General features: G+C 64.0%; 25 protein-coding genes. 13 read left to right on the forward strand and 12 right to left on the reverse strand.

Annotation, left to right across the window (positions count from 1 at the left end):
* Positions 1-109 precede the first annotated feature (109 nt).
* The 8 genes from JHD59_RS18575 to JHD59_RS18610 form a co-directional block, all read right to left on the reverse strand.
* Positions 110-1,732, reverse strand: a complete 1,623-nt coding sequence (locus JHD59_RS18575) for a methyl-accepting chemotaxis protein (RefSeq protein WP_103320945.1) — start codon at positions 1,730-1,732, stop codon at positions 110-112.
* A 188-nt stretch (positions 1,733-1,920) separates the two neighbouring features.
* Entirely contained in the window at positions 1,921-3,036 is a 1,116-nt protein-coding gene (locus JHD59_RS18580; RefSeq protein WP_199155322.1) for an ABC transporter ATP-binding protein, read from the reverse strand.
* 1 nt (position 3,037) lies between these two features.
* Complete coding sequence (nagZ, locus tag JHD59_RS18585; protein ID WP_199155323.1) at positions 3,038-4,555, reverse strand: beta-N-acetylhexosaminidase; 1,518 nt, start codon at positions 4,553-4,555, stop codon at positions 3,038-3,040.
* Positions 4,552-5,406, reverse strand: a complete 855-nt coding sequence (locus JHD59_RS18590) for a carbohydrate ABC transporter permease (RefSeq protein WP_199155324.1) — start codon at positions 5,404-5,406, stop codon at positions 4,552-4,554. Before JHD59_RS18590 ends, nagZ begins: the two co-directional genes overlap by 4 nt.
* A gap of 9 nt (positions 5,407-5,415) precedes the next feature.
* Positions 5,416-6,285: a carbohydrate ABC transporter permease gene (locus tag JHD59_RS18595; RefSeq protein WP_103320941.1), complete on the reverse strand. Its 870-nt coding sequence runs from the start codon at positions 6,283-6,285 to the stop codon at positions 5,416-5,418.
* Between the two features lie 75 nt (positions 6,286-6,360).
* Positions 6,361-7,617: an extracellular solute-binding protein gene (locus JHD59_RS18600; protein WP_199155325.1), complete on the reverse strand. Its 1,257-nt coding sequence runs from the start codon at positions 7,615-7,617 to the stop codon at positions 6,361-6,363.
* Between the two features lie 70 nt (positions 7,618-7,687).
* Positions 7,688-9,079, reverse strand: a complete 1,392-nt coding sequence (locus JHD59_RS18605) for an OprD family outer membrane porin (RefSeq protein WP_103320939.1) — start codon at positions 9,077-9,079, stop codon at positions 7,688-7,690.
* 421 nt (positions 9,080-9,500) lie between these two features.
* On the reverse strand, positions 9,501-11,201 hold the full coding sequence (locus tag JHD59_RS18610) for a methyl-accepting chemotaxis protein (protein WP_199155326.1): 1,701 nt from the start codon (positions 11,199-11,201) through the stop codon (positions 9,501-9,503).
* Positions 11,202-11,407: 206 nt separating this feature from the next.
* On the opposite strand from JHD59_RS18610, the gene JHD59_RS18615 reads away from it, so the two are divergent.
* The 12 genes from JHD59_RS18615 (at position 11,408) to JHD59_RS18670 (ending at position 21,347) form a co-directional block, all read left to right on the forward strand.
* Complete coding sequence (locus JHD59_RS18615) at positions 11,408-13,384, forward strand: U32 family peptidase (protein WP_199155327.1); 1,977 nt, start codon at positions 11,408-11,410, stop codon at positions 13,382-13,384.
* A gap of 244 nt (positions 13,385-13,628) precedes the next feature.
* Positions 13,629-14,939: a glycosyltransferase gene (locus JHD59_RS18620; RefSeq protein ID WP_199155328.1), complete on the forward strand. Its 1,311-nt coding sequence runs from the start codon at positions 13,629-13,631 to the stop codon at positions 14,937-14,939.
* A 277-nt stretch (positions 14,940-15,216) separates the two neighbouring features.
* Complete coding sequence (locus JHD59_RS18625; RefSeq protein ID WP_233164389.1) at positions 15,217-15,618, forward strand: MAPEG family protein; 402 nt, start codon at positions 15,217-15,219, stop codon at positions 15,616-15,618.
* 190 nt (positions 15,619-15,808) lie between these two features.
* Positions 15,809-16,858: a linear amide C-N hydrolase gene (locus JHD59_RS18630; protein ID WP_199155329.1), complete on the forward strand. Its 1,050-nt coding sequence runs from the start codon at positions 15,809-15,811 to the stop codon at positions 16,856-16,858.
* A 57-nt stretch (positions 16,859-16,915) separates the two neighbouring features.
* Positions 16,916-17,359, forward strand: coding sequence for a YiiD C-terminal domain-containing protein (locus JHD59_RS18635; RefSeq protein ID WP_199155330.1), 444 nt, complete (start codon positions 16,916-16,918; stop codon positions 17,357-17,359).
* Positions 17,360-17,432: 73 nt separating this feature from the next.
* Complete coding sequence (locus JHD59_RS18640; protein WP_199155331.1) at positions 17,433-18,614, forward strand: alkaline phosphatase family protein; 1,182 nt, start codon at positions 17,433-17,435, stop codon at positions 18,612-18,614.
* Between the two features lie 64 nt (positions 18,615-18,678).
* Entirely contained in the window at positions 18,679-18,987 is a 309-nt protein-coding gene (locus JHD59_RS18645) for a putative quinol monooxygenase (RefSeq protein ID WP_199155332.1), read from the forward strand.
* On the forward strand, positions 18,980-19,477 hold the full coding sequence (locus tag JHD59_RS18650) for a DinB family protein (protein ID WP_199155333.1): 498 nt from the start codon (positions 18,980-18,982) through the stop codon (positions 19,475-19,477). The genes JHD59_RS18645 and JHD59_RS18650 overlap by 8 nt, the downstream gene beginning before the upstream one ends.
* Before the next feature lie 52 nt (positions 19,478-19,529).
* A complete protein-coding gene (locus JHD59_RS18655; protein ID WP_199155334.1) occupies positions 19,530-20,003 on the forward strand; it encodes a hypothetical protein in 474 nt (157 codons plus the stop codon).
* 135 nt (positions 20,004-20,138) lie between these two features.
* Positions 20,139-20,465, forward strand: coding sequence for a YkgJ family cysteine cluster protein (locus JHD59_RS18660; RefSeq protein ID WP_255521416.1), 327 nt, complete (start codon positions 20,139-20,141; stop codon positions 20,463-20,465).
* A 41-nt stretch (positions 20,466-20,506) separates the two neighbouring features.
* Complete coding sequence (locus JHD59_RS18665; protein WP_199155335.1) at positions 20,507-20,869, forward strand: nuclear transport factor 2 family protein; 363 nt, start codon at positions 20,507-20,509, stop codon at positions 20,867-20,869.
* A 13-nt stretch (positions 20,870-20,882) separates the two neighbouring features.
* A complete protein-coding gene (locus JHD59_RS18670; RefSeq protein WP_199155336.1) occupies positions 20,883-21,347 on the forward strand; it encodes a DMT family transporter in 465 nt (154 codons plus the stop codon).
* A 32-nt stretch (positions 21,348-21,379) separates the two neighbouring features.
* Here JHD59_RS18670 and JHD59_RS18675 read toward each other — a convergent pair whose 3' ends face one another.
* From JHD59_RS18675 to JHD59_RS18690, 4 genes are all read right to left on the reverse strand, one after another.
* Positions 21,380-21,559: a hypothetical protein gene (locus tag JHD59_RS18675; RefSeq protein ID WP_071110710.1), complete on the reverse strand. Its 180-nt coding sequence runs from the start codon at positions 21,557-21,559 to the stop codon at positions 21,380-21,382.
* A gap of 157 nt (positions 21,560-21,716) precedes the next feature.
* Entirely contained in the window at positions 21,717-22,175 is a 459-nt protein-coding gene (locus JHD59_RS18680; RefSeq protein WP_199155337.1) for a glycine zipper family protein, read from the reverse strand.
* Between the two features lie 15 nt (positions 22,176-22,190).
* On the reverse strand, positions 22,191-22,628 hold the full coding sequence (locus JHD59_RS18685; RefSeq protein ID WP_071110708.1) for a hypothetical protein: 438 nt from the start codon (positions 22,626-22,628) through the stop codon (positions 22,191-22,193).
* Between the two features lie 60 nt (positions 22,629-22,688).
* On the reverse strand, positions 22,689-23,144 hold the full coding sequence (locus JHD59_RS18690) for a Spy/CpxP family protein refolding chaperone (protein WP_071110707.1): 456 nt from the start codon (positions 23,142-23,144) through the stop codon (positions 22,689-22,691).
* A gap of 191 nt (positions 23,145-23,335) precedes the next feature.
* Between JHD59_RS18690 and JHD59_RS18695 the strand changes: the two genes are divergently transcribed.
* A partial coding sequence (locus JHD59_RS18695; protein ID WP_199155338.1) for a DUF3141 domain-containing protein occupies positions 23,336-23,589 on the forward strand: 254 nt, incomplete at its 3' end.

A 23,589-nucleotide genomic window follows, 5' to 3' on the forward strand; every position in this document is an offset into this window, starting at 1 on the left:
GCCCTACGGGCTGGATGCCGCCCATCCCGTGTTTGAGAGGTAGGGCGGATGCCCCGCAGGGGCGATCCACCGAGGTTGGCGGAACGCCCGTCTTTGCCGGGCTTCCGCCCTACAGGCGGAATTTTTCCACCATTTGCCGCATGTGCTCGGCCAGTTCGTTCAGGCTGAGCACCGCGCCATGCAGTTCGCTGGCGGCCTCGGTATTGTCGGCCACCATCTGCGACACGGTTTCGAAGCTGCCTGCGATGCTGTTGCAGACGCTTTTCTGTTCGGAAATGGCGTCGCGGATCTGGCCGACGCCGCCGCTGGCTTCCTGCACGCTGTCGTTGGCGGCCTGCAGATTGGCGATCACCGTCTCCATCGTGCTGCGGCTCTGCCGCGTGGCGTCGATGCCGCTTTGCACCGTCGCGCCCACCGAGTGGGCGTTCTGGTTCAGGCGTTCGGTCACCATCTTGATTTCGCTGGCGGCCTTGGCCGAGTTTTCCGCCAATTTGCGCACCTCGTCCGCCACCACGGCGAAGCCGCGGCCGGTTTCTCCGGCGCGCGCCGCCTCGATGGCCGCGTTCAGCGCCAATAGATTGGTCTGCTCGGCGATGTCGCGGATCTGGCCGGTCAGATGGCCGATGGCCTCGGTGCTGTCGCGGAAGGCCTGCGAGGCTTGGTCCACCTGACCCATCACCGTGTCTATCGTCGTTGTCTGACGGCGCAGGTGCGCCACTTCTTCCAGCCCGTTGCGGGTTTTCTGCGCGCTGGTGTGGGAGTCCTCGCTGATGCGCACGGTTTGTTCGGCGATGGTGTCTATGCTGGTGGCCATTTGCTCCAGCGAGGCGGCGTTGCTGGCGATGGCGTCGTTCTGCGTCTCGGCGCCGCTGGCCAGCGCGCGGGCGGAGCGGCCCAGCTCCTGGCTGGTGTCGCCCACCTGCTTGGCGGCGTTGATCAGCTCCGCGATCAGCGCGCCCAGATGGGTGCGCACCGTTTCGCTGCAGGCGGCGATCTGGCCGATCTCATCCATGCGGCCTGGCTGGAACGGCCGGGTGAAGTCGCCCTCTGCCAGACGGGTCAGGTCTTCAACCAGCCGGCGGGCGCGGGAAACGATGGCGCGGTTGACGTAGTACAGAAACAGGGCCAGGCCCAAGACGGTGGCGACAGCCATGACGATGGCCACCCGCCACAGCGCGGCGTTGGCGCTGGCCACGGCGGACTCGGCATTGCTTTGCGCGCGCTTGGCCAGAAAGTCGCTGGCCTGGGTCAGCAGCTCGGTCGGCGGACGGTCCATGCCGGCCACCTGCTTGTCGCCCACCTTGAAATCGGCGCCGGCTTGCTTATAGGCATCCAGCCCGCGCCGGTAGTCCTCGCCCATTTTCTGGTGGGCGGCGACGAATTGTTGCAGCAGTTGCTGCGCTTGCGGGTCGGGCACCGAAGCGGCCAACGCATTGCCCTCATCCCGCACCTGGTTTTCCTTCTTCTGAAAATTGCCCCAGTACTTGGCCAGCTTGGCCGGGTCCTGCCCGCGCAGCAGCGTGTCCTTCCACTCCTGCACCTGTTTCTTGAAGTCTACCTGCATGGTCAGCACCTGCTGCACGCTGCTTTGGTCCTGGGCCACCTGATCGCGGAAGGTGCGGATGCTGCCCCATAGTTGCGACAGCGAGAAAATCGCGGCGAGCAGCAGGATGGCGATGGCGAGTCCGACAATGGCAGCCAGCTGCCCGGCGAGAGAGGATTGGCGGTTCATGGAGAACCTCCGTGCTAGAACGAATCTTGCTCTAGTTGTAGGGCAGTTCGCGATGTCTTACGAATATTTACTTAGCTAAATCAAAGGTTTTTCACTATTTTCCCACGCGAGCCGCTGCTGTGGATAAATCCACCATTTCTTTTGGGCTGTGGATAAGGGCGAGGACGGGCTTCTCCTCGCCCGATGTTTCACATGGCCAGCGCGGTTTCTTTCTGATCGGCTGGCGCCAGTCGCGGCAAGGCGGTTCCCTGGCCATCGAACACATGGCAGTGGCGCGGATCGGGTTGCACGAAACGCAGGCTGCCCGGCGCAGGCTCCGCCTCGTGGCCGCTCAGTTTCAGCGCGATCGGCTCCTCGGCGCCTTCCACGCGCAGGTAGACGATCTGCTGGTCGCCCAGGTGCTCCACCAACTGCACCGTTACCGGCAGGCCGGTTTCGGCGAAGAGCAGATGCTCGGCGCGCACGCCCAGCGCCAGTTCGCCGCTGCCGGCGTCGCTCAGCGGCAGGGTGAGCCGGTAGTCGCCGGGCAGTTGCAGCTGCAGGCCGCTGGGGGTGTGCTGCAGCGCGCGCGCCGGGATGAAGTTCATTTTGGGGGAGCCGAGGAAGCCGGCGACGAAGCGGTTGGCCGGCTGGTTGTACAGCTCCAGCGGGCTGCCCACCTGTTCGATGCGGCCGGCGTTGAATACCGCGATGCGGTGGCCCAGCGTCATCGCCTCGACTTGGTCGTGGGTGACGTAGATCATGGTGCTGCCCAGCTCCTGGTGCAGCCGCGCCAGCTCGATGCGCATCTGCACGCGCAGCGCGGCGTCCAGGTTGGACAGCGGCTCGTCGAACAGGAACACGCCGGGCTTCCTGACAATGGCGCGGCCGATGGCCACGCGCTGTCGCTGGCCGCCGGACAGGGCCTTGGGTTTGCGGTCCAATAGATGTTCGATTTGCAGGGTCAGCGCGGCGCGATGCACGGCGGCATCGATTTCCGCCTTGCTCTTGCCGGCCAGCTTCAGGCTGAAGGCCATGTTTTCGCGCACCGTCATGTGCGGATACAGCGCGTAGCTCTGGAATACCATGGCCAGGCCGCGCTTGGCCGGTTCGATGTCATTGGCCAGTTTGTCGTCTATCCACAGTTCGCCCGCCGTGATGTCTTCCAGGCCGGCGATCATGCGCATCATGGTGGACTTGCCGCAGCCGGACGGCCCGACGAAGACCATGAATTCGCCGTCGCGGATGTCCAGGCTGACGTCGTGGATCACGGCGTTGCCGTCGTCGTACACCTTGCGGATGTGTTTCAGCGCGAGTCGGGACATCTCATTGCTCCTGATAGGGTTGGCCCAGGTCCACCGGCAGGCGGCCGACGGCGGCGATCTCGCCGGCCAGGCAGCGGCTGGCGGCTTCCAGCGCGGCATCGGCGAAGCCGTAGCTGATCAGCGCCGGCGCGGCGATGTCGGCGGCCGAGTAGGGGTTCCATAATGCCAGATGCAAATCCGGTTTCCAGCTATGCTGTTCGCGCCTGCCATAGCGTTCTCGCGTGGTGGAGGCCAGCACGGTGAAGACGCCGTCCTGCGGTAGGGTGGACCAGTCGAGCGCGGCGCGCTGCGCGAAGCGCACCACTTCCAGCGCGTGGCGGCGCGACAGCGCGGCCACCAGCTTGCTGGCGGACAGGCCGGCCTCGGATACGCCGTCGGACGGCGCCTGGTCCTGCACCACCAGCCGCAGCCGCTGGCCGGCCGGCAGCGTGGGGACGTCGCCATGGGGCGTCAGCGCGCGCCGCCAGGCGTCGGCGAACAAGGCTTCGTCGGCCGCGCGTTGTTCGGCGGCATAGGCGTAATCGTCCACGCTGGGATAGCGGCGGATCAGCGCGTCTACCCGTCCGGCTGCCTCGGCCAGCCGCGAGTCGGCCAAATCGCCGCTTTGCAAGGCCGCGCGCAGCGCGTCGAAGCTCGCTTCCATTTCGTCGGCGAATTGCAGCACTAACGCCAGGTCGGCGCCGGCTTTGAGCGTTTGCACCGCGCCGGCCGGCTGGCCCCAGCGCTCGCGTATCGCGCGCATGTTCAAGGCGTCGGTGATGGCGACGCCCTGGAAGCCCAGTTCCTGCCGCAGCAAACCGGTGAGGATGGCCGGCGACAGGGTGGCCGGCCATTCGGCGTCCAGACTGGGGAAGCGGATGTGGGCGCTCATCAGCGCCGGCGCGTGCGGCGCCAGCGTCTTGAACGGGGCGAGTTCGTAGTCGCGCAGTTCGGCCTGCGGCTTGTCCACCACCGGCAGGTCCAGGTGGGAGTCGGTATGGGTGTCGCCGTGTCCGGGGAAGTGCTTGACGCAGCAGGCCACGCCCTCTGCCAGATGGCCTTCCATCCAGGCGCGGGCCAGGGCGGCGGCCCGCGCCGGGTCCGCCCCGAACGAACGCTCGCCTATCACCGGATTGGCCGGGTTGTTGTTCAGGTCCAGCACCGGGGCGAAGTTCCAGTTGATGCCCAGGCTCTTCAGCCCGCGGGCCACCGCAGAGCCGACCTGGCGCGCCAGCGCTTCGTCGTCCGCGGCGGCCAGCGCCATCGCCGCCGGCGCTTGCGGCAGGAACAGGGTGCGCATCACGCCGCCGCCTTCCTGGTCGATGCCGATCAGGATGTTGTCGCCCAGCGCGCATTTCAGGTCCGCCACCAGGCGGCGGGTGGCGGCCGCGTCCGGCACGTTGCGGCGGAACAGGCAGACGGCGCGCACGCGCATGCGCTGCAGCAGCGCCGCTTCTTCATCGCTCAAAACCGGGCCTTCCACATCCACCATCAGGCAGCGGCCGGCCAGGGCATCCAGTTGTTCAGGGGTCAGGGTCATTTCACCGCTCCGTCGAATCCGCGCAGGAAATAGCGCTGGGTAAACAGGAAGACGATCAGGATGGGCAGCACGGTCAGCACCGCGCCGGCCGCCACCACCCGCGTCTTGAAGCTGAAGGCGCCGGCCAGGTACAGCACGCCGACCGACAGCGGAAACTTGTCCGGGCTGGACATCACGATGGATGGCCAGATGTACTGGTTCCAGGCCGATACCGTGGTCAGGATGGTCAAGGCCGCCAGCGCCGGGCGCGACAGCGGCAGCATGATCTTCCAGAAGATTTGCCACTCCGACGCGCCGTCCACGCGGGCGGCGTCGATCAGATCCTGCGGCACCGCCTCGAAGGCCTGTTTCATCAGGAAGATGCCCACCGCGCCGGCCAGCGTCGGCAGCACCACGCCGCTGTAGCTGTCGGTCAGCTGCAGCTTGGACACGGTGATGAAGTTGACCAGGAAGTTGACCTCGCTGGGCAGGATCATGGTGGCCAGGATGGCGCCGAACACCAGCCGGCGGCCGGGGAACCGCATCCGCGCCAGCGGGTAGGCGGCCAGCGCGCTGACCAAGAGCGTGCCGGCCACCGTCAGCGCGGTGATGGCCAGCGAGTTGCGATAAAAGGCCAGGATGTCGATGCTGGAGATGGCCTCGCCGAAGTGGGCCAGCGTCGGCGCCGTCGGCAACAGCGGCGGCGGAAAGGCGAACACCTCGCCGTCGCCGGACAGGGCCGTCACCAGCGTCCACCAGAACGGATAGACCGTGATCAGGGCGATGGCGCTCAGCGCCAGGTAATGCAAGGCGCGGTTGCCCAGGCGGTCCAGCCGCGGCGCGGCGGCGGGCAGAGTAGTGGTGGGGGTCATCGCGCCTCCTCAGCGGTCTCGCGGTTGCAGGTAACGGAAGTTCAGCCAGGCCAGCACGATGCAGAACGCGGACATCACCAGGCTGGCGGCCAGGGCGCGGCCGAAGTTCAGCGACTTGATGCCGAACTCGTAGGCGTAATACAGCGCGGTATAGGTGGACTGCATCGGCCCGCCCTTGGTCAGGATCTGCACTTCCTCAAACGCCTTCACCGCCGCCAGCACCGACATGACCGAGCACAGCAGGATGGTGGGCGCCAATAGCGGCACGGTGATGCGCCAGAAGCGCTGCCAGCGGCCGGCGCCGTCCAGCTGCGCGGCCTCGTGCACGTCGGCTGGAATGGACTGCAGGCCGGCCAGGTACAGCACCATGTACCAGCCTATGCCGCGCCACACGGTGATGAACATCACGGCGAACAGAGCGATGTGGTCGTCGCTGAGCCAGCCCACCGGATCATTGATCAGGTGCAGCCAGCGCAGCACGGCGTTGAGCACGCCGTCTTCGGTGTACATGAAATTCCAGATGATGCCGATCACTGATACCGAGGTGACCACGGGCAGGTAGTAGGCGGCGCGGAACAGCTTGATGCCGGGCAGATTATTGTTGACCAGCACCGCCAGCAGGATGGCCAGCAACTGGATGACCGGCACCACCACCAGATACAGCGCCGAATTCTTCAGCGCCGACAGGAACAGCTCGTCGCCGAACAGATCGCGGAAATTGTCCCAGCCCACCCATTGCGGCGCATCGATCAGGTTGTAGCGGGTGAAGGCGAGAAAGGAGCCGAAGCCCACCGGCCAGAACGAAAACACCAGCAGCAACAATAGGGCTGGCGCCAGGAACAGATAGGCTTGCAGGGTGGTCTTGCGGTGATTGCGCATTGCTCATACTCCCGGTGGGGTTGCGAAAACGCCCATCCGCCGGTTGCGCGCGGCGGATGGGACGCTGCGGGAGGCTTACAGCTTGCTGGCCCAGTAGGCGGCGGCTTCGTCCAGCGCGGCCTTGACGTCCTGGCGGCCGGTCACGGCTTTCTCCACCGCGGCCGACAGCTTGGCCGACAGCACGTCGGCGTTCTTCACCGACAGGAACAGGGTGCGCGTCTTGTCCAGATTGGCGGCGGCGATGCTCACGGCGCGCTCGGCGGCGCCGGCGTTGTCGGCCACTTTCTGGAAGTGCGGGTCGGCGGCGGCCTGGCGCGCGGTGGGCAGGGTGCCGGCCAGCTTGGCGAAGGCCAGCTGGTTTTGCGCATTGGTCAGGTAGTTGCCGAATTTGCCGATTTCCGGCAGCAGCGCCTTGTCCACATTGCGCGCCACGGCGAAGTTGAACATCCAGCCGCCAGCGGCGATGCCGGTGGGGCCGAGCGGAGCCGGGGCGACGCGGGTATGGGCATAGAGCTTGGGCGCTTCGTCGCGCACGCGGGTCAGCGTGGTCGGCGTCGATTCCAGCATCGCCAGACGGCCGCCGTTATACGCCGCCATCGCCACCTGGAAGTTGTCTTGGGAAAACAGGTTGTCCTTGAGCAGCGCGCCGGCCTTGTAGGCGTCGGCCAGCTTCTTGACGAAGGCCACATGGGCTGGGCTGTTGAAGGCCGGCTTGCCGTCCTTGACCACGTCCAGGCCGTTTTGCATCAGCAAGGCTTCGATCTTGGTCGGGCCCAGCGTCGGCGCGAAACCGGCCACGCCGGTCTTGGCCTTGATGGTCTTGGCGTATTGCAGCTCCTCGTCGAATGACTTGGGCGGCTTGTTCGGATCGAGGCCGGCCTTCTTGAACAGCTCGGCGTTGTAGGCGATGACGTTGGCGCCGTTGTAGTGCGGGAAGGCGTAAACCTTGCCGTTGAAGGTGACGTCCTTCAACGCGCCGGCGACGTATTGGCTCTTGTCGATCAGGTTGTCCAGCGGCTGGATCAGGCCTTCTTGCTGGTAGTCATAGGCCCAGGGCACGTTCAGATTGACCAGGGCCGGCGGCTTGCCGGCGCCGACGGCGGCGGTGAACTTGGCCTGGATCACGTCCCAGGGGTAGTCGGTCCACTTCACTTCCACATTCGGGTGCTGGGCGTTGTACTGAGCCACCAGGTTCTTGAAATAGCCGTCGAATTTGGGCGACAGGCTCATGGTCCACACTTCCAGCACCGGCTTGTCGGCGGCATGGGCGGCCAGCGGGATGGCGGCGGATGCGGCGATCAGCAGCGACAGGGTCAGGCTTTTCAGTTTCATGTCTGCGTCCTTATCTTTCTTGAGTTTGGCCAAGAGAGCCGCCGCGATTGCCATCGCGGCGGCCCGGTCATCAGAAGGTCTTGCTGTAGGAGGCGATCACTTTTACGTCGTTGCGGTCCTTCTTGCCGTAGAAGTCGCCGGAGCGGTACCAGGCCGGGTAGACGCCTATGCTGGCGCCCTTGAGCCAGCCGCTTTGCACGGTGTAGCCGGCGCTCAGGTCGATTTCATGCGCCTTGCTGTCTGCCGCGCCGTTCGGGTTTTTCAGGCCGGTGGCGTAGTTGGCGCTGGCGCCAACCGTGAAGCCGGGCAGGCCGGATTTGGCGAGGTCGTAGTTCACGCCCAGCTTGAGCACTTGGGTGCCATCCCAGACGAAGTCGTCGTCCTGGCCCCAGGTCTGGATGAAGTTGCGGTTGTCGCTGTTGCCGTACGGCGTCATGCGGAAGTTCACTTCGCCGCCGTCGGGGTTGCGGCTCTTGCCGATGCCGCCCATCAGCGACAGGCCACCGGTGGTGTAGGTCATGCTGCCGCTGGCATGCCAGGCGGTTTGCGAATTCTGCATGCCCAGCTGCGATTCGTCCTTGCCCTGGAAGTAGTAGGCGACGCCGGTCAGCGTGTCGCCGCCGGAGAGCTTCCAGGTGTAGGAGCCGGCAATCTGCGCGGTGCGGCGGTAATCCTTGCCTTCGCCGAAGCCGATGTCGATGAAGGCGTTTTCCGGGGCGTAGCGGAAGCCCACGCTGTTGACGTAATCGACTTTCTTGGCTGTACTGCCGTTGCTGCGGCCCTGTTCCCAGGAGTTGGTCATGTCGCGGAAGCGATAGTCCCACTCATTGCGGAACTGGTCGGCCCAGCCATAGCCCAGCTCGAAATCGCCGATCTTGTATTTGCCTTCAAAACCGCGATAAGCGTGTGACTGCAGGCCGCCGGAGGTGCCCATGGTACCGATGCTGATCGGGGTGTAGCCGGCGCGGAAGGACAGGCCTTGGCCGTCCGGGTTCTGGCGGAATTTGATTGCCGCCTGGCTTAGCACCGCATCGCTCTTGTCCCTGCCGCCACCGCCCTCCGCCGGGTCGCTCATGTCGTTGTAGTCGTGGTAGAGCACTTCGGAAAAACCGATGCCCTTGGTCAAGCGGATCGAGCTATGCGCCGCGGCGTCGAAGCCCAGCTTGTCCCAGGCGTAGCCGGATTTGAAATTCAGGCCCAGGTTCAGCGCATTGACCCGGATATCGCCGGCGTTGCTGTTATTCGGCTGCTTTTCCTGCCGGTCGCGGCCGTAGTACAGCGCGCTGAAGGTGGTTTCCGATTTGGTCAGCAGATCGTAGACATTGCTTTCGGGTATGGCTTGCGCCGTGCCTTTCAGCGCGGGGCCATCGCTTGCCGGGGGAACGGCCGGCTCTTCCGCCGCCAGGGCGACGCCGGTGAACGCAGCCAGTACTGCCAAGAGAAGTGAGCGTTGCGTATGCATTTTTCTTAACTCCAGGTCCAGTTGCGGAATCCATATGTGGAAATCCTGGAGGCAAATTATCTGGTCTTATAGTGGTCTTCAATTGGTATGAGACTATTCCAATGGAAATTGCCTGTAATGCTGTTGCAATGTTGCCATGCAAGATGCATCTTATGATTAAAGTCATGAATTGGCGAGAGTTTTTACACGAAAAATCTAATTAATTGGGAATGTTTGATCTTTGTGATCAATTTACATTCATATGCGAAACAAATAATAAAAGATTAGCGTTAAATATCCACTTCAATACCAATTTGTTTTCGAAAGCGAACAAAATCAGAGCTTGCATATTTTGTTCGGCGCACAAAAAAAGATGGCGAACTGCTGTTCGCCATCTTGACTTGCGCAATGATTAAGAGCGGCAGCTCAAGCTGCCTGCGGATCAGGTTTGCCAGGCGGCAGGAGAGGCGGCGGCTTGCAAGGCGGGCTCGCCGGCCGTGGCTTGGCCGCCAGCCGGCAGGCGGAAATGGCTGATCGCGGACTGCAGCGCCACTGCCATCTGTTCCACCTGACTGGCGGCATTGGCCGTCTGCATGGCGGCGGTGCTGGTTTCCTCGGACATTTGCGCCACCTGCTCCACATTGCCGGCAATGGCCGTGCCGGCCTGTTGCTGTTCGTTCAAGGAGATGGCAATGCCGGACAGCGACTGTTTCACCCGCTCCGCGTTGCCGGTGATGCCGGAGATGGCCTCGCGGGCGCGTTCGGCCTGGCCCAGCCCGGCCTCCATCCGTTCCACCGTGCTATGGATGTTGTCCACAACGTGCTGGCTGCAATCCAGCATGTCGCGGATGCTGCCGCTGATTTCCGTGGTGGAGTGCGAGGTGCGTTCCGACAGCTTGCGCACTTCGTCCGCCACCACCGCAAAGCCGCGACCCTGCTCCCCGGCCCGCGCGGCCTCGATCGCCGCGTTCAGCGCCAGCAGATTGGTTTGCTCCGCCACGTCGCGTATCACCTGGATGACGCTGGCGATTTCCTGGGAACGGCTGCCCAACAGGTCGGCCTGCTGCTGCGCCGACCGCGCCTGTTCGGCGACATGGGTCATGGTTTGCAGCGTTTCGTTGATGATGCTCTCGCCCTTGCGCGCCAGCTCGCCGCTGGATACCGAATCCTTGGCCACATCGGAGGTGTTGTCGCTGACCGAGCTGATGCTGACCGACAGCTGCTCCACCGAGGCGGACATCGAAGAAGCGGCGCGGGTTTGCTCCTCGGCGCTGCTGGCCACTTGTTCCGACGCCGCGGCCAGCTCGGTTGCGCTATTGGTCAGCCGCAGCGTGATGTCCTGCATATTGCGCACCAGTTGGATCAGCGCGCTTTGCATCAGCGCCATCGAGGCGACGATGCTGGATTGGTCTCCGTTCTTCACCGGCAGTTTTTGGCTGAGGTCGCCTTGGGCGACGCGGCCGGCCAGCGCCACCACGTCGCGCGGCTCGCCGCCCAGCTCGGCCAGCAGGCCGCGCACGATGGTCTGGGCCAGCAGCAGACCCAGCAATACCCCGGCTACGATCAAAGCGATGTTGACCAGTCGACTGCTGGCGGCGCGCTGTTGCGCCGAGGCGAATTCCTCGGCGGCGACGCGCAGCTGCAGGTCCACCAGGGCGGAAATGCGCTGCGCTACCGGATCCAGCGCCGGATACATATCGTGTTCCACATAGTTCTGCAGCGCGGCTTCGTCGCCGCGCTCAACGATCTGCCGCAGTTTCTCGACGCTGCGGTCGGCGGCGGCCATGGCCTGATCCGCCTGATCGGCCAGCTGTTTTTCCTCCGGCGTCAGATAGGTGGCGCGGTAGTCGCTCCACTGCTTTTTGACATCGGTTTGAGCCTGCTTCAGGTTGGTGAGGAAGGTGCTGGCGGTCTGGCTGTGATTGCGCAGTTTGTGCGCGTTGTCGACGATGCCGACGGCGTAGCCGTCGCCGACGATTTTCAGTTGTTTCAGGCAGACCACGCGGTCGTTGTAGGTGGTGGCGAAGTCGCCGAGGATGCCGTCCTGGGTGTGCAGGCCATACAGGCCAACCAGAATGGGAACGGACAGCAACGCCGCAACCATGATGGCCAGACGCTGGAAGATGGAGAGATTGTGGAACATGACGAACTCGCAGGATAGGAGGACACGCCTCCAATATTCTTTGGGTAGCAGCCGTCATGAGGGTAATCAATCCGTATAAATAATCCTAGGTAGTTGCACTTATCCGCACTATGAAATCCACCGGTCTATCTATAAGCTGCTGATTCCGTTATACTTCCGGCCCGCCCGTCCAGCCGAATAACCTTAAGAGCATCCCCGGAATCGCCATGAGCCTGTTGCCGCACCAAGTCGAACTGCTGTCTCCCGCCAAAACCGCCGAAATCGGCCGCGAAGCCATCCTGCATGGCGCGGACGCGGTGTATATCGGCGGGCCGTCGTTCGGCGCGCGCCACAACGCCTGCAATAGCGTGCAGGACATCGCGGGCTTGTGCGATTTCGCCCACCGTTACCACGCGCGCATTTTCGCCACGCTGAACACCATCCTGCACGATGCCGAGCTGGACGCCGCGCGCCAGCTGATCTGGCAGCTGTACGATGCCGGCGTGGACGCGCTGATCGTGCAGGATATGGGCATTCTGCAGATGGACTTGCCGCCGATACAGCTGCACGCGTCCACCCAGTGCGACATCCGCGACGCCGACAAGGCGCGCTTTTTGTCCGACGCCGGTTTCAGCCAGATCGTGCTGGCGCGCGAGCTGACTATTCCGCAGATCAAGAACATCGCCGACCGCGTGGCCGGTTCCGCCACCATCGAATACTTCATCCACGGCGCGCTGTGCGTGGCCTTCTCCGGCCAGTGCTACATCAGCCATGCCGACACCGGCCGCAGCGCTAACCGCGGCGACTGCTCGCAGGCCTGTAGATTGCCGTACACGCTGACCGACGAGAAAGGCGGCGTGGTGGCCTTCGACAAGCATTTGCTGTCGATGAAGGACAACAACCAGAGCGACAACCTGGAAGCGCTGTTGGACGCCGGCGTGCGGTCTTTGAAGATCGAAGGCCGCTACAAGGATGTCAGCTACGTCAAGAACATCACCGCTCATTACCGCCTGCTGCTGGACGAAATCTTCGAGCGCCGCCCGGAACTGGCGCCGGCCGCCAGCGGCAGCAGCGAAATCTTCTTCACGCCGAATCCAGACAAGACTTTCCACCGCGGCGCGACGGATTACTTCGCCACCGGCCGCAAGCAGGACATCGGCGCCTTCGATTCGCCCAAGTTCGTCGGCGTCGGCCTCGGCACCGTGCACAAGGTCGGCGATAGCTGGCTGGAGATCGCCACCACGGAGCAGATGTCCAACGGCGACGGCATCAACTTCATGAAAAAGCGCGAGGTGGTGGGCATGCAGCTCAACACCGTCAAGCAAGTCGGGAAGGCTGAGGGCGGCCTGCTGGTCTGGCGCTGCGAGCCTAACGATCCGGCCGTGCTCTCCGGCCTGAAGCCAGGTACCGATATTTGCCGCAACCGCGACCACGCCTGGGAACTGGCGCTGCTGAAAAAATCGGCGGAGCGCCGCATCGGCGTGTGGGCCACGCTGTCGGAAACCGCCACAGGCCTCGCGCTGACTTACACCGACGCCGATGGCTGCAGCGCCAGCGCCGGTGTCGATTTGGCGCTGGAGCCGGCCAAGGATGCCGCCCGCGCCGAGCAAAGCCTGCGCGACGCCGTCGCCAAGCTCGGCAATACCCTGTTCCAGGCGCACGATGTGGCGCTGAATCTCTCCCAGCCGTGGTTTGTGCCGGCATCCGTCATCAATGGCCTGCGCCGCGAGGCGGTGGAAAAGCTGGAAGCCGCCCGCCTGGCCGCCTGGGCGCGTCCCGAACGCAAAGCAGCGGTGGAGCCGCCGGCGGTCTTCCCGCAGAAGGAGCTGAGCTATCTGGCCAACGTCTACAACGCGCTGGCCTGGGACTTCTACAAGCAGCACGGCGTGGAAGTGATAGAGCCGGCTTACGAGGCGCACCAGGAAGAGGGCGAGGTGTCGCTGATGATCACCAAGCACTGCCTGCGCTTCTCCTACAACCTGTGCCCGAAGCAGGCCAAGGGCGTCAAGGGCGTGATGGGCCAGGTGCGCGCCGATCCGATGATTCTGAAATCGGGCGACGAGACCTATACCCTGAAGTTTGAATGCCGTCCCTGTGAGATGCACGTGATGGGCAAGATGAAGAAGCACATCTTGAAGACGCCGCCGCCGAGCGAAATCCCCGCCAGCGCGCCTATCACTTTCTTCAAGCAACGGCCGCAGTGATTGGCTAGGGCGCCGTCGCCCGCCAGCGGCGGCGATGCAAAGGAATCGATTCACACCAAGGGCAAGCTACTAAGGCTTGCCCTTTTGCATGGTTCCAGCGGCGGCGCGGCTGGCTTGCCAATACGTGTCGCTTGCCATCAAACTGCATGCTTTAGTCATTTTTTCATGGGCGGATTCATCGAGCGGCGCGGGTGAACTGCGGCAGGAAACTGCCGGTGCCGAACTACGCTGCCTGGGAGATGCAATGGACAAGACGCTGGAAGTAGCTGGCCCATATCCCGCTGCCGCAGACGATGACCAGCCCTTGCTGGTATTGGCCTGCAGCGGCACCGGCGGGGATATCCTGCCGTTCATCGCGCTAGGCCAGCAGTTGGCGGCGCGTGGCCATCGCGTAAGGCTGCTGGTGCCGGCCTACCATGTGGCTTGGGTCCGCGGGCATGGCCTGTCCTGCGAGGGTTTCGGTTCGGCGCAGGCTTTTCAGGCGCATCTGGACAATCCGGATTTGTGGGACGCGCGCAAGGGATTTGGTGTGGCATGGCAGAGCGTGGCGCCGCATCTGCTTGTCTTGCGCCAACTGGCGGCGCGCGAGTCCGGCCACTGCGTGTTGCTTTGCCATCCCATCATGCTGGCGGCCGCGCATCTGGCCAAGGCGGCTTATCCCGATTTGCAAGTGGCCGCGCTGTATCTTTCTCCGTCCGGCTTGTGCAGCAGCCATGAATTTCCGGTGATGGGAGCGCGGCCTTTGCCGGCTTGGCTGCCGGTATCTTGGAAGCGCCAGTTGTGGCGCGGTATCGATCGTCTGGCGCTGTCCCCCGTCGCCTTGCCTGCTATCAACGCCGCGCGGCAGGCGTTGAACTTGCCGCCGTTGGATAGTTTCCGCCGCTTGTTGAGCGAGACGCCGGATGCGGTGATCGGGCTATTTCCGGACTGGTTCGCCGCCACGCAGCCGGATTGGCCCAGCCGATATGTCGAAGCCGGTTTTCCGCCTGATCCAATAGAACAAGCAACGGAATTGTCCACAGAATTGCAGGCCTTTCTGGCGGCCGGGCCGGCGCCGATAGCGTTTACCCCCGGCACCGGCCACAAGCATGCGCGCGCGTATTTTGAGGCGGCCTTGGCGGCGCTGGCGGCCTGCGGCCGGCGCGGGATATTCCTCACGCCTTATCCGGAGCAATTGCCCGCGGCGTTGCCGCCGGAGGTGATCTGGCAATCGCGTGCGCCGTTTGCGCGGCTATTGCCCGAAGTGGCGGCGCTGGCGCATCACGGCGGGGTGGGCAGCTGCGCCGCGGCTTTCCGCGCCGGGGTGCCGCAGCTGATCTGTCCCTATGCATTCGATCAGTTTGACAATGCCTGGCGCGCGCGCCGCCTGGGCGTGGCGGAAACGGTTTTGGCCGGCAAGCTGGACGCCAAGAAAATGAGCGCCGCGCTGCAGCGTTTGCTGGCATCTGACAAGGTGGCGCAGGCCTGCGCCAAAACGTCGCGGCTAGCCCGCGTCGATGCTCTTCCACTGGCCGAACGCGTGGAACAGGCGCTGACGCTGCAGGCGAAGCGATGAGTATTGGTTTGATCGAAGCGGGCAATTGCCATTTGTACGAGAAACTGGGTTTTATCCGTTTCGGCGCAGCCAGACCCGTGCTGCCGGGAATGCATCTGGTTTCCTACCGGAAAGGTGTCGTTGCTTAGGCTATTTTTGTTTGGCGTAGCATTCGCCTCAATCGGCAACGCGATAAATCGATGCTTTGCGCTGAGCGAGGCAGCGGGATGGTCGGAGGCAAAAATGGCTGGCATGCCAAGACGGGATGGGAAGTGAGGGCGGTTCTATGAAAGGGACGATGATGATCTACCCGATGTTCGCGCTGGTCTTGCTGACCTTCTTTGTGGGCATCCGCCTGGGGCGCGCCCGTTTCGCAAACGCTCGTTCCGGGCGGGTGAAGGGCAGCTATTACCGGCTGATGCAGGGCGATGTGCCGCCGGACAGCGAAGTGAAGCTGGCGCGCAATTTCTCCAATCTGTTCGAAGCGCCGACGCTGTTCTATGTGGCCGGCGCCATCGTCATCGCCAAGAATCTGGCCACGCCGGCCATGCTGGCGCTGGCCTGGGGCTATGTCGCGCTGCGTCTGGTCCATACCGTTATCCACCTTGGCTACAATCACCCGATCCACCGTTTCCTGGCCTTCCTGGCTTCCAACGCGCTGCTGCTGGCGATGTGGGGCTGGCTGGCGTACACCTTGTAAGCGCCGCGTTCTGCGGCGAGAGGCGGCCTGTTTCCTGCCCCGATATCCGCTGGGCATGGTCTGTGGCGGCCTGATTTTTCCGTGACTTCAGGTTTTGTCAGGCGGTTTCCGGCGTTTCGGCATGGAACCGCTCGCCTTAGGCGCTGTCTATAAGTTTTTGATAATTTTCGACAAAGGGTCCCGGATGGATATGAAGACGGCTCTGCGCAGCCTGCTGATCGCGTCGACGACATCGTTCGCGCTGTGGTCCCCGGCGGCGGATGCCTGCACCCGCACCCTGTGGAATACCAACCATCTCGCCGTGCTGGCAGGGCGGTCCATGGACTGGGCCGAATCCACCCAACCCCGGCTGATGATCCTGCCGCGCGGCATGGTGCGCGATGGCGGCAAGCTGGGGCCGGCCACCGTGATCAAGGACAATGCGGCGCGCTGGACCGCCAAATACGGCAGCGTGGTGACATCGGCCTATGGCGTCGGCGCAGTGGACGGCATGAACGAGAAGGGGCTGGCCATGCACCTGTTGTTCCTGACCGCCACCGACTATGGCGCGCGCGAACCGGGCAAGCAGGGCGTGCAGGCCGGGCTGTGGGGCCAGTATCTGCTGGACAACGCGGCGACGGTGGCGGAGGCTCTGGAAGCGATGCAGCGGATTCAGCCGATGATGGTGGAATACGCCGGCTTCAAGTCCTCGCTGCATCTGGCGATTGAGGATGCCAGCGGCGATTCGGCGCTGATCCAGTATGTTGACGGCAAGCCCAAGATCTATCACGGACGGGAATTCCGCGTGCTGACCAACGATCCGCCGTATGAGCAGCAGCTGGCGGAACTGAAGAAGTGGGATTTCTCCCAGGCCACGCGCGAGACGCCGCTGCCGGGCAATGTCAATCCGGTAGACCGCTTCATCCGCGCCAACTACTTCCTGAGCACGCTGCGCGAGCCGCAGAGCCAGCGCCAGGCGGTGGCGTCCATCCTGTCCGTCGCGCGCAATGCCTCAGTGCCGTTCAACGCGCCGTACAAGACGCCGGGGTCGACCTATGACACCGAATACCGCACCGTGGCGGACCTGAGCAACCGGCAGTATTTCTTCGAGCTGGCCAGCAGCCCCAATGTGATCCGGGTGGACCTGGACCAGATAGACTTTTCCGCCGGCGCGCCGGCGCGGATGCTGAATCCGGACAATGTGGAGCTGTCCGGCAGCGTCAATCAGCAATTCCAGCCGCTGGCCAAGGCGCCGTTCTGAGCATGATCGTCGCTGAGAATGGCTTTATCATGAGTCGGCCCGGTTCCAGGAGATGCCATGCACGCTGAGCAACTGCAAGCCTATCTGCACCAGAACATCCCGCTGTCCCGCGCGATGGAGGTATCGGTGGCCGCCATCGATCCGGACCAGGTGAGGCTGACCGCGCCGCTGGCGCCCAATATCAACCACTGCGCGACGGTGTTTGGCGGCAGCGCGTCGGCGCTGGCCATCCTGGCGGCTTGGTCCTTGCTGCATATCCGGCTGAGGGCCGAGGACCGGAACGCTACATTGCTTATCCAGCGCAACAGCATGGAGTATGAGCAAACCGTCGCCGGCGAGTTTTCCGCGCGCGCCTTCCTGACGGACGCGGATAGCTGGCCGCGTTTCATCAAAACCTTGTCGCGTCGCGGCAAGGCCCGCATTGCGGTGACGTCGGTGTTGGAACATGAGGGCGCGCAGGCGGGCCGGCTGTGCGGCGAGTTTGTGGCCTTGTCGAGCTAGCATGGCGCGGTCAGTCGTTGACGCGCCGGGCGGCGAGGACAACAATGCGGTTTTCCCAATCGGCATAGCCGCCATGTCCAATCTGAAATCCCGTTGCTCCGGGGCCGCCTGGCCGGATTATCAAGGCGGCGGCCTGCTCAACCTGATGCAGACGCTGAGTTGGGAGCTGGGCGGTCCGGATCTGGGTTATCCGCCGCTGGCCACGGATGTGCTGGCCGGCATCGGCCATCACCGCCATGTCTGCCTGTTGCTGATAGACGGGCTGGGCGCGGCGCAGCTGCGGCGGCTGGGGCCGGAAACCCGCTTGAATCTGCGGCGGCGGGCCACCTTGAGCAGCGTGTTTCCTCCTACCACGACGGCGGCGGTGACCACGGTGTTGACCGGCCAGCCGCCGGCTCGCCATGGCCTGATAGGCTGGCATCAGTTGCATGGCGAGGAAATCATCGCGCCCTTGCCGCTGTATGTGCGCCAGCCTGCGGGCAGCGCCAGCGCGCCGCAGCAGCTGGCCGATACGCTGTTTAGCGCGCCGCCGTTGTTCGAACATTTTTCCCGCCCGGCTTTCCTGATGTTGCCGGAGGACATCTGCCACTCTCCCTGCAGCCGCCACCATGCCGGCAGCAGCATGCGCCTGCCTTACCGCGATTCCGAGGATGCCTTCGTCCAGCTCACGGCGCGGCTGTATTCGCCGGTGCCGGCTTTCCATTATTTGTATCTGCGGCAGATGGACACGCTGATGCATGAGATCGGCCCGGACGACGAGGCGGCCGCCAGGCTGCTGGCCGAGCTGGACGGCGATTTCGGCCGCCTGCTGGACGCGGCCAAGCAGAACGACGCGGCGGTGGTGGCGATTGCCGACCACGGCTTTGTCGCCGCGCCGGCCGAACAATGGCTGGATGTGGACGAGATTCCGGAACTGTACAGCCTGTTGGCGCGCCCGCTGTCCGGCGAGATGCGCATGAGCTACTGCCATGTGAAGCCAGGCTGCATGGAGCGTTTCATCGAGCTGGCGCGCGCGCGGCTGGGCCACGCCTGCTGGGTGGAGCCAAGCGCGGAATTGCTGGCTGCCGGCGTGTTCGGTCCGGGGCCGGCGCATCCAGACCTGGCTCATCGCTGCGGCGACGTGGTGCTGATCGCCAAGCCGGGCTGGAACCTGCGCGACACGCTGCCAGGAGAGCGCAAGCTGCAATTGGCCGGCACGCATGCCGGCGTGCATCCGGACGAGATGGAAATCCCTCTGATCGTCTACCGCCCCTGAGCCACGTTGTTGTCAGGCTTCGCTTTTTGTGAGCCGTTCGGCTCGCGCCAAACCAGGATATGTCATGTTTCCATTGATTGTGACGCTGCAAGTGAAGGAGCCTGCCGAGGCGCCGGCGGTGGCCGCCGCGCTGGCGCGGATGCGGCCGATGTGCCTGGCCGAGCCGGGGTGTCTGTTGTGGGAGGCCTATCATTCCCAGGCCGACGCCAGCCAGTTTGTGCTGGTGGAGCATTGGGAAAGCCGCGGCCATTGGGAGGCGCACGGCAAATTGGCGGCGATTCAGGAGATTTATCTGCCTGAGGTGCTGCCGCGGGTCAATCGCGCCGCGCATCCGTGCGACAGGCTGGGACGGGAGGCGGAGCGCGATGACTGAGCACCCCTTGCTGCTGCAGGCCTACTCGCAGCTGCTGATCCAGCTGGAAGAACTGCCGGTGTTTTTGCGCAGGACCCTGTCCGGCTTGCCGGGCGAGGTGTGGGGCCGCCAGCCGATACATGACCGTTCGCCGCTGTTGGAGCATGTCTGGCATGTGCACGATTGCGAGACCGATCTGTACGGCATGCGCATCCGCCACGTGCTGAGCGAGGAGCGGCCGCAGCTGGCGCCGATGGAGGTGTCGCACTGGCCCGAGACGCGCGCCTACCATGCGCGCGACGGCGAGGCCGGCATTGCGGCCTTCGTCGCGCAACGGGCGGCGCTGTTGGCGCAGTTGAAAAGCCTGGATACCAAGCAATTGGGCCGCAGCGGCATACGCGGCGACGGCACCACGATCAATGTGCTGGGACTGGTGGAACAACTGGCCGAACACGACCGCGACCATCGCTGGCGCATCGCCGCCATTCTGCGCAGCTATGCCGGGATGTGAGACGCCGCGCCGGGTGCTGATCGTCGGCGGCAGCGGCGCCGGAAAAAGCACCTTGGCGAAGTTTATCGGCCGCGCGCTGGCCTTGCCGGTGGTGGAGCTGGACGAATGGTTCTGGGGGCCGGGCTGGATTCGCCAGGACGGGTTTGAGGCCAGGGTGGCGGCGTTGGCTCAGGATGAACGCTGGCTGGCCGAAGGCTGCTATGGTTCCGCGCTGCGCCAGTTGCTGCCGCGCGCCGATCTGGTGATCTGGCTCGACTATCCCCTCCGCTTGATGGCTTGGCGCATCGTGCGCCGCAGCCTCTGGCGGGCATGGCGCGGCGAGACGCTGGCGCATGGCAACCGCGAAACCTTGCGCGGCGCGCTGTGGGGGCCGGATTCCCTGCTGCGCTGGGCCTGGCGCAGCCACGGCAAGCGCCGCGCCGAACTGGCCGCGCTGCGAGACGCGCATCCGTTGGCGCAGTGGCATGTGCTGCGCGGCCCGGACGAGACGACGCGCTGGCTGCGCGCCTTCCGCTTGCCGGTTTGACGCGGCATCCGTAGAATGCGCGCTTCCCCGCAACGGGAAAGTATCGCGTATTCAATGTGTTAAGGATGCCCCGTGGCCGACATCAACCGCCTGGAAACCTGGATCAAGTACAAGAACGGCCTGTGCGGCGACTGCATGGCGTCCTGCTGCACCATGCCGGTGGAAGTGAAGCTGCCGGACTTGGTGCGCATCGGCGTGGTGGACGAGTTCGAGCTGGAAGAGCCGATCAAGAACATCGCCAAGCGGCTGGAAAAGCAGCGGGTGATCCAGCATTTCAACTTCAAGAACAGCCTGTTCACCTTGGCGCAGCGCGCCAACGGCGATTGCCTGTATCTGGATGCGCAGACCCGGCGCTGCACCATTTACGAGCGCCGCCCCAATACCTGCCGCAACCATCCCAAGATCGGTCCCAAGCCGGGCTTTTGCGCCTATACGCGCAATAGCCGGGCGCCAGGCAAATAATTCAATTAACATGTTTGCCTTCGAATAGATCGGGAGCCGGCATGTCCGCACAGTTGATCCGCCGCTATTGGGAATGCGCCAATGCGCGCGATTGGACCGGATTCGCCGACACCTTGCATCCGGATGTCGAATACCGGGTGCCGCAGACGCGCGAACGGATCCGCGGCGTGGACCAATACGTGGCATTCAATGCCACCTATCCCGGCGACTGGCGGGTGGAGATTGTCCGGGTGCTGGCCGATGGCGACCAGGCGGTCAGCGAGATCGCGTTTCACGTGGAACAGCAGACCCTGACCGGCATCAGTTTCTTCACCCTTCAGGATGGCCTGATCCGGCGCATAGAAGACTGGTGGCCGGAGCCGTATGAAGCGCCGCCGCGCGCAGTGACGGTGGAACGATATTGAGAAAGGCGTGACGATGCAGGCGATTTATCCCTTGCTGGCGTTCCTGGTCGGCGTAGTGGTGCCGATGCAGGCGGCGGTCAACAACCAGCTGCGGCAACTGATAGGCGGCAGCACGCTGCTGGCGGCCCTAGTGTCGTTCAGCGTCGGTTGTTTGACGCTGGCGCTGCTCAGCGTGGCCACCGGCCAGCGTTGGCAGAGCCTGGCGGCGCTGAGCCGGGTGGAGTGGTGGATGCTGCTGGGCGGCGTGCTGGGCGCCGGTTTCGTGTTCGGCACCACGCTGTTGGCGCCGCGGCTGGGCGTGGCCACCATGGTGTCGCTGATCATCGCCGGCCAGGTGTGCACTTCGCTGTTGTTCGATCGCTTTGGCTGGCTGGCGATGCCGCTGCGCGATCTGAGCGCGGCGCGGCTGATCGGCGCGCTGCTGGTGGTGGCGGGCGTGTTGCTGGTGAATTTCGGCGACCGCTGGTTCGGCCGATAAAGACAGCCCTGCCGGGACGGCAGGGCGTGGGCTCATTGCGCGGGCTTGGCGACGACGTCGCTGGGTTTGGTGGGCTGGTTCATCTCATGCAGCGACAAGGGCACGCTGGGCAGCACCACGGTGCTGTCGAACGGGCGGGTGTTGGCATCCTGGGCATGGGCCAGGCCGGCTGCCAGCAGCAGGCCGGCCATCAACGGGGCGTACAGTCTCATGGCGTACTCCTTGTTTCTTCAGTATCGACGGATGGTCATTTATCGGCCCATCCGGTTTAGCCTCTCCGGAGAGCCTGAATCCAGTATGGTCCGGATATTTTCCAGTCGCATGAAGCCTGCCTTGCCTTTTGTTTCGATGTTTTAACGCCGTCCCGGTTTACCAGCGCGGCGGCGGCGGAGGATAGCCCTGGGCGGGGTGCTGCCCTGGCAACTGGTTGCCCTTGGCGTACATGCATTGCTGGTAGGCGATGTTGTAGCGCATCTGCGCGTCGTAGCCGGCATAGGCGCCGTTGCCGCTGCCGGCTGCCGTGCCGGCCAGCAAACCGACGCCGGCGCCTACGCCAGCCCCCTGATGGTTGCCGCCTATCAGCGTCCCAGCGGCGGCGCCGACTACGGTGCCCAGCGCCATATTGCCAGCCAGGTTGGCGGCGGAGGCATCATTGCCGTTGACGCCTATGCTGCCGGCGGCGTAGGAACGGCACAGCTGTTCTTCCTGTACGAAGACCTCGAACGGTTTGCCGGGCGCCGGCATCACCGCCACAGTGGGGCCGGTGGGCAGCGTAGTGCAAGCAGCCAGCAATGGCGACAGCAATAGAAGATAGCAGCGTGTTGTCATGGCGAAACTCCCCGGTCACTTAGGCGGTTGCGCCGGCACGGTCTTCCAGCCGCCTGGACATTCGCTGACATATGGGTAGTACTGCTTGGACGCCTTGCAGTAGTACCACACCTGCGCCGCCTGTTGCGGCGCCGGGTTGACGGCTGGCGGCGGCGGGGCCATCGGCACGGCGGGAACTGCAGGTACCGCGGGCACGACAGCGACAGCCGGCGGCGCGTACAAGCTGGGGTAGGGGTAGACCGGAGCGCTATAGAAATACCAGCTGCCGCCCACCACCCACCACCAGCCCAATCGACCGTGGTAGTAACCATGGTTCCAATAACCGCCGCGCCAAACGTCTATGCTGATGCGTGGCGGTCCGCCGTGATGGTAATACGCTTCGGCCGGCGCGATGGCGGAAACGGCTAGCGTCGCTGCCAGCAAGGCGCCGCTTAAACGAATGCGGCCTTTCATGATGTAACCTCTTTCCGATTCTCCGGAGTGGCCGCCGCTTATTGGCGGCGGCCTTCCAGTTTATCCCTTGGCCGGAGCCGAAGCCTCATGCTTGCCGCGGTGTGGCCACTTGTCGCGCGGACCATGCATCTGGTCCATGATCTTCTGCTGCTCAGGCGTCAACTGGGCGTAGAAGGTCTTCAACGCATCCAGACGTTTCTGCATTTCCGCCTGATGTGTTTGCATCATGTGCTCCATGCGTTCCGGCGCGGTTTCATTGGCGTTTTCCGCCGGTTTGGTCCCGTGCTCCGACTTCATCGAGGCGATGAAGGTTTTCCAGGCCGCTTCCTGTTGCGGCTGGATCTTCAGTTTGTCATGCAGCATTTGCATGTGCTTGGCCATCATCGCCTCGCGCTTGGCCGGGTCCATCTGCCAGCCTTGGTGCGGCATGGCGGCAGGCGCGTCATCGGCATAGACAGCGCTGGAGCCGGCGAGCAGCAAACCGGCGACGATCAGGGGCTTTAGCAGCTTGGTCATGGTGGGATCCTTCCTTGATGGAGTTGTGACGTTTGCAGTATTGGCGGTAATTGTCAGGGGAGTTTTTCCAGCAAAATCGCGGATGTTCAGGACTGTTAAGCCGCAATACCTGATTGATACTTTGAGGCGGATGCGGTGCGCCGCAGCATGGTGGACTACAGTGAAAGCTGTTGACAAAGGGAGAGCGGGGCATGGCGGAGTCCGACAAAACGGGGTGGTGGTCGCTGGGGCAGCACTGGATGGACTACTGGACGGATGCGCTGCAGCGCGGGCTGCTGTTCTGCGATGTGCTGCGCGAGCGCGGCGACACCTATCTGGAGCACGCAGCCTCCGGCAACCCGCCGGTGCTGGTGTTTGATTTCGACATCATCATGGACGGCCGCGAGCTGCCGCAGCCGGTCAACTACGCGCTGGCGGCGATCCGCCCGCCGGCCAACTGCACGCC

It is taken from the genome of Chromobacterium sp. ASV23, assembly GCF_016428945.1.
Taxonomy (GTDB): Bacteria; Pseudomonadota; Gammaproteobacteria; order Burkholderiales; family Chromobacteriaceae; genus Chromobacterium; species Chromobacterium sinusclupearum.

Bases quoted from the DNA above. Each gene is read 5' to 3' on its own strand.
- JHD59_RS18575 (WP_103320945.1), bottom strand. From the start codon at position 1,732: ATGAACCGCCAATCCTCTCTCGCCGGGCAGCTGGCTGCCATTGTCGGA.
- JHD59_RS18580 (WP_199155322.1), bottom strand. From the start codon at position 3,036: ATGTCCCGACTCGCGCTGAAACACATCCGCAAGGTGTACGACGACGGC.
- nagZ (WP_199155323.1), bottom strand. From the start codon at position 4,555: ATGACCCTGACCCCTGAACAACTGGATGCCCTGGCCGGCCGCTGCCTG.
- JHD59_RS18590 (WP_199155324.1), bottom strand. From the start codon at position 5,406: ATGACCCCCACCACTACTCTGCCCGCCGCCGCGCCGCGGCTGGACCGC.
- JHD59_RS18595 (WP_103320941.1), bottom strand. From the start codon at position 6,285: ATGCGCAATCACCGCAAGACCACCCTGCAAGCCTATCTGTTCCTGGCG.
- JHD59_RS18600 (WP_199155325.1), bottom strand. From the start codon at position 7,617: ATGAAACTGAAAAGCCTGACCCTGTCGCTGCTGATCGCCGCATCCGCC.
- JHD59_RS18605 (WP_103320939.1), bottom strand. From the start codon at position 9,079: ATGCATACGCAACGCTCACTTCTCTTGGCAGTACTGGCTGCGTTCACC.
- JHD59_RS18610 (WP_199155326.1), bottom strand. From the start codon at position 11,201: ATGTTCCACAATCTCTCCATCTTCCAGCGTCTGGCCATCATGGTTGCG.
- JHD59_RS18615 (WP_199155327.1), top strand. From the start codon at position 11,408: ATGAGCCTGTTGCCGCACCAAGTCGAACTGCTGTCTCCCGCCAAAACC.
- JHD59_RS18620 (WP_199155328.1), top strand. From the start codon at position 13,629: ATGGACAAGACGCTGGAAGTAGCTGGCCCATATCCCGCTGCCGCAGAC.
- JHD59_RS18625 (WP_233164389.1), top strand. From the start codon at position 15,217: ATGATGATCTACCCGATGTTCGCGCTGGTCTTGCTGACCTTCTTTGTG.
- JHD59_RS18630 (WP_199155329.1), top strand. From the start codon at position 15,809: ATGAAGACGGCTCTGCGCAGCCTGCTGATCGCGTCGACGACATCGTTC.
- JHD59_RS18635 (WP_199155330.1), top strand. From the start codon at position 16,916: ATGCACGCTGAGCAACTGCAAGCCTATCTGCACCAGAACATCCCGCTG.
- JHD59_RS18640 (WP_199155331.1), top strand. From the start codon at position 17,433: ATGTCCAATCTGAAATCCCGTTGCTCCGGGGCCGCCTGGCCGGATTAT.
- JHD59_RS18645 (WP_199155332.1), top strand. From the start codon at position 18,679: ATGTTTCCATTGATTGTGACGCTGCAAGTGAAGGAGCCTGCCGAGGCG.
- JHD59_RS18650 (WP_199155333.1), top strand. From the start codon at position 18,980: ATGACTGAGCACCCCTTGCTGCTGCAGGCCTACTCGCAGCTGCTGATC.
- JHD59_RS18660 (WP_255521416.1), top strand. From the start codon at position 20,139: ATGGCGTCCTGCTGCACCATGCCGGTGGAAGTGAAGCTGCCGGACTTG.
- JHD59_RS18665 (WP_199155335.1), top strand. From the start codon at position 20,507: ATGTCCGCACAGTTGATCCGCCGCTATTGGGAATGCGCCAATGCGCGC.
- JHD59_RS18670 (WP_199155336.1), top strand. From the start codon at position 20,883: ATGCAGGCGATTTATCCCTTGCTGGCGTTCCTGGTCGGCGTAGTGGTG.
- JHD59_RS18675 (WP_071110710.1), bottom strand. From the start codon at position 21,559: ATGAGACTGTACGCCCCGTTGATGGCCGGCCTGCTGCTGGCAGCCGGC.
- JHD59_RS18680 (WP_199155337.1), bottom strand. From the start codon at position 22,175: ATGACAACACGCTGCTATCTTCTATTGCTGTCGCCATTGCTGGCTGCT.
- JHD59_RS18685 (WP_071110708.1), bottom strand. From the start codon at position 22,628: ATGAAAGGCCGCATTCGTTTAAGCGGCGCCTTGCTGGCAGCGACGCTA.
- JHD59_RS18690 (WP_071110707.1), bottom strand. From the start codon at position 23,144: ATGACCAAGCTGCTAAAGCCCCTGATCGTCGCCGGTTTGCTGCTCGCC.